The organism is Methylobacterium oryzihabitans (genome assembly GCF_004004555.2).
Lineage (GTDB): Bacteria > Pseudomonadota > Alphaproteobacteria > Rhizobiales > Beijerinckiaceae > Methylobacterium > Methylobacterium oryzihabitans.
Genome location: NZ_SACP01000069.1, coordinates 1 through 3,737, shown reverse-complemented (window position 1 = coordinate 3,737; position 3,737 = coordinate 1). Strand labels below are relative to the sequence as shown.

Sequence of the window (3,737 nt, the reverse complement as noted above, 5' to 3'; positions counted from 1 at the left end):
CGCCGGTTGGCGAGGCCGGCAAGCGTCGGGGCCGCGCCGGGCAGGCAGGTCAGCGGCGGCGGGCGCAGCACCTCGATCACCGCGGCGGCCCGCCGCGCGCGCCCCCCGGGCCTGCTGGCGGGCGGCGGTCGCCGCCTCGCCGGAGGCGCGGTCGGCCTGGAGCGCGGCGGCGGCGATCTGCCGGGCGCCGGCCAGCACCTCCCGGGCGGCGAGCAGGATCGCGGCGGCGCCCTCGGCGGTCTCGGCGTTGGCCGCCTCCAGCCGGACGATGTCGTCCTCGACGGCGGCGAGGCTCGCCAGCAGGCCGCGGTTCTTCTGCACCTCGGCCTCGGCCAGGACCGCGACCCCGTCGAGGGCGCGGCGCACCGCCTCGACCCCCTCCTGGAGCCCGCGGACGTGGTCGTGGATGCGGTCGACCCCGCCGCTGGCGTCGCGCGACAGGGCGGCGATGTCGCGCGAGACCTGGGCGAAGCCCTGGCCGGCCTCGCCGGTGCGCGCCGCCTCGACCGAGCCGGTGACCGCCAGCATGCTGATCTGCACCAGCACCAGGGCGACGGCGCCGACGAGCTTCTCGATGCGCCGGGTGCGTCCCTCCAGTTCGCCGATCCGCCGCAGTCCGGCGCGGGTCTCGGCCAGGGCGGCGGCGACGCCGTCGGCCAGCTCGCCCGCCGCCGCGTGCGCCGCCCGCAGGGCGCCGGCGATCGCCGCCACGTCTGCCCCGGCGGCCTCGGCGCTCGCCCGGACCCGGCCGGCGCTGCGCTCGACCTCCGCGACCGCGGCACTCGATTGCCGGGCGGCGGCGCTCTGGACCGCGGTGCCGCGGCTGATCTGGTCGATGGCGATCAGGATCTCGTCGGCGGCGCCGGACAGTTCCTGCACCGCACCCGACAATCCCTCGGCACCGGCCGCGATGGTTCCGGCGCTCTCCCCCAGGGAGGGACTGGCGAGCAGGGTGTCGGCGAGTTCGGCGAGGGTGTGGGCGGTGCCGAGGCTGGCGTCGAGGGCGGCGCTCTGCTGGGCGACGGCGCGCTGCGCCTCGACGGTGGCGGCGGCCTGCTCCTCGGCCGCGGCCGCGATCTGCTCGGCCCCGCGCTGGGCCTCGCGCACCAGCGTCTCGGCCTCGCCGCTCGCCGCGAGGATCGCCTGGCTGCCCTCGGCGAGCGCCGCGAGGGCGGCCCGGGCGGCGTCCAGCCGGCCGCCGACGCCGGCCCCGGCCTCGGCCTGCCGCTCCCCGGTCGCGGCCGCCGCCCGGATGGCCGCGCCGATCGTCCGGACCTCGGCGCCGATCGCCTCGGCCAGCGCCCGGATCTCGCCGGCGCTCGCCTCCGACGATTCGGCGAGCGCCCGCACCTCGTCGGCGACGACCGCGAAGCCGCGTCCGTCGTCGCCGGCCCGCGCCGCCTCGATCGAGGCGTTCAGCGCCAGCAGGTTGGTCTGGTCGGAGACGTAGCCGACGGTCGCGATGATCTCGCCGACGCGCGCCGCGCCGCGGTCGAGGTCGTCGATCAGCGCGACCGCGGCGGTCTGGCGCCCGGCATTGGTCTGGACGGCGGCGACCGCGGCGGCGATCCGGGCGCCCGCCTCGACCACGAGGCTCTGGAAGGCGGCGGTGCGCTGGCGCGACAGGTCGGCGCGCTCGCGCGCCTCGGTGAGCCGCCCGACGATGGTGACGACCGCCGCCAGCGATTGCTGCGCCGCCCCGGCCGCCGACTCGGCGCCGCGGCCGATCTCGTCCATCGCCCGTTCGAGTTCCTGCGAGGCGGAGGCGGCCTGGGTGATCCCGGCGGCGAGTTCCTCGGTGGCGGCGGCGAGGCGCTCGGCGGCCTTCTGCCGGCGCGCCCGCGCCCGGGCGAGGCCGCCGGCGCGAAGGCCGGCCGGCCTCGGGCCCGCCTCGGGTCGGCCCGGTTCGGTCCGGTCCGCGGCGGCGAGGCTCGCCTTCTTCACCAGTGTCATCTCGGGATCCGCCTGACGTCGCGCGTCCGCCGCGGCCGGAGCGTCGCTCCGGTTGTAGGCGGCGCGGCCGGAGGGTCAAGGCGGGCACTGCCGGCGGTTGTCCTAGCGCGAGCTTTCGCGCTTAGATGGGTCTCGCGCCGGGATCGGGAGGCCCGCATGACGCAACCGTCCCATCGGGTTCCGCGCGTCCGGCCGGACCCCGCACCGGCCCCGCTCCGCCCGCCGGAGCCCGCCATGAGCGCCGCCGACCTCGACCTCGCTCCCGCCGGCCTCCAGCGGCTGATCGAGCCCGAGGGGCTGATCGGCACCTGGCGCTGGGTCTTCGCCACCGACGCGCACGTCTGGTCGGCGGGCCTGTTCCGGATGCTCGGCCTCGATCCGCACCGCGCGCGGGCCGGCCACGAACTGTTCCTCGGCCTCGTCCACCCGGAGGACCGGGAGGGCTGGGCCTCGGCCGGTGACCTCGTGCTCGGCCGGGTCCCGCGCCTGAGCACCGTCCGCGTCGTCCGCCCGGACGGCGGGCTGCGCGTCCTGTCGATCGCGGCGGAGGCGCGTCTGGCTCCCGACGGCCGCCCGCTCGGGTTGTCGGCGATCCTCCTCGACGTCACCGAGCCGGACGGCCTGACGCGGCTGTGCCGCGAGGAGGAGGGCCGCCGGCAGGCGCTCTACCGCACGACCCTCACCACGACCTTCTCCCTCGGGCTGGACCTGCTCCACGTGTTCCCGGCGGAGGTGGCCCGCGTCCACGGGCCGACGCTGGCCGAGATCAGCGTCGATCCATTCGTGATGGTCGTCCCCGAGGAGCGCGAGGCGTTCTGCGCCCGAGGCTGGGAGGCGCACGACCGCGGCCTGCCGTTCCAGGGCCTCGCCCGCGAGCGGCTCGCCAACGGCGAGGTCTGGCAGTTCCGGATCCTCGGCGTGCCGGCCTGGGACGCCGACGGCACCTATCTCGGCCGGACCGGGCTGAAGCACCCGGTCCATGGCGCCCTGCCGGCGACCGGGGCCGACCGGCGACTGACCCGGGCGCTGGAGCAGGCGGTGCAGGGCTACCATCTGCGCGCCGCCCGCGGCCTGCTCGACTGGTCGATGGCGATGCTGGCCCAGGCGAGCGGGCTGTCGGTCACCACCGTCCGGCGCCTCGAGGAGAACGCCGAGTTTCAGGGGGCGCGCTCGCGCCACAGCGCGGTCGAGGCCTTGCGGCGGGCCGGCATCCGCTTCATCGCCCTCGACGACGGCACCATCGCGGTCGCGCGGCGCTGAGCGCTGCGCCTCACCCGATCGTCATCAGGCTGGCGTTGCCGCCGGCCGCCGCGGTGTTGGTCGAGACCACCCGCTCCTCGACGAGGCGTGCGAGGTCGCAGGGCTCGTCCGATCCGGCGGCGATCACCGGGATCACCGCGCCGTCGCGCTCCGCGACCCGTGCCAGCGCCGCGAGAAGCGGCGCCGCGCCCTCGGCCAGCACGCCGGCGAGATCCGGTACCGCGGCCCAATCATCGACCGTCGCGATCCGGGCGGCGACCGCCGGGGGCAGGCCCGCCAGGGCGGCGCGGGCCGGGTTGCCGGCCTCGACCACGGCCGCGTTGCCGGTGGCGAGGATCGCGCCGAGCTGCGCCCGCAGGCCGGCCTCGCTGCCGGCGAGCGCCGCGATCCGGCCGCGGGGATGCAGCGCGTAGAGGTTGGTCTCCCCGACCGGGCCGGGCAGCACCCGGTGGCCGCCGAGCGGCGTCGCGGCGAGCAGGGCCGCGCAGGCGCCGGCCTCGTCCGGGGCGGCGCGGCCGAGCCCG

The 3,737-nt window shown here is 78.1% G+C and carries 2 protein-coding genes and 1 pseudogene; 1 reads left to right on the top strand and 2 read right to left on the bottom strand.

What is annotated here, in order from left to right; translation table 11 throughout:
• Positions 1 to 1,953 (bottom strand): methyl-accepting chemotaxis protein (locus EOE48_RS28345; protein ID WP_148239809.1); only part of this gene is annotated, 1,953 nt, incomplete at its 3' end.
• A gap of 234 nt (positions 1,954 to 2,187) precedes the next feature.
• On the opposite strand from EOE48_RS28345, the gene EOE48_RS28340 reads away from it, so the two are divergent.
• A complete protein-coding gene (locus EOE48_RS28340) occupies positions 2,188 to 3,213 on the top strand; it encodes a helix-turn-helix domain-containing protein (RefSeq protein WP_246155046.1) in 1,026 nt (341 codons plus the stop codon).
• A 10-nt stretch (positions 3,214 to 3,223) separates the two neighbouring features.
• Here the strand turns inward: EOE48_RS28340 and EOE48_RS29490 are convergent.
• Positions 3,224 to 3,737: pseudogene (locus EOE48_RS29490) on the bottom strand (trifunctional transcriptional regulator/proline dehydrogenase/L-glutamate gamma-semialdehyde dehydrogenase); the annotation flags it as partial.

Coding starts and splice junctions, on each gene's coding strand:
- EOE48_RS28340 (WP_246155046.1), top strand. CDS start 2,188: ATGAGCGCCGCCGACCTCGACCTCGCTCCCGCCGGCCTCCAGCGGCTG.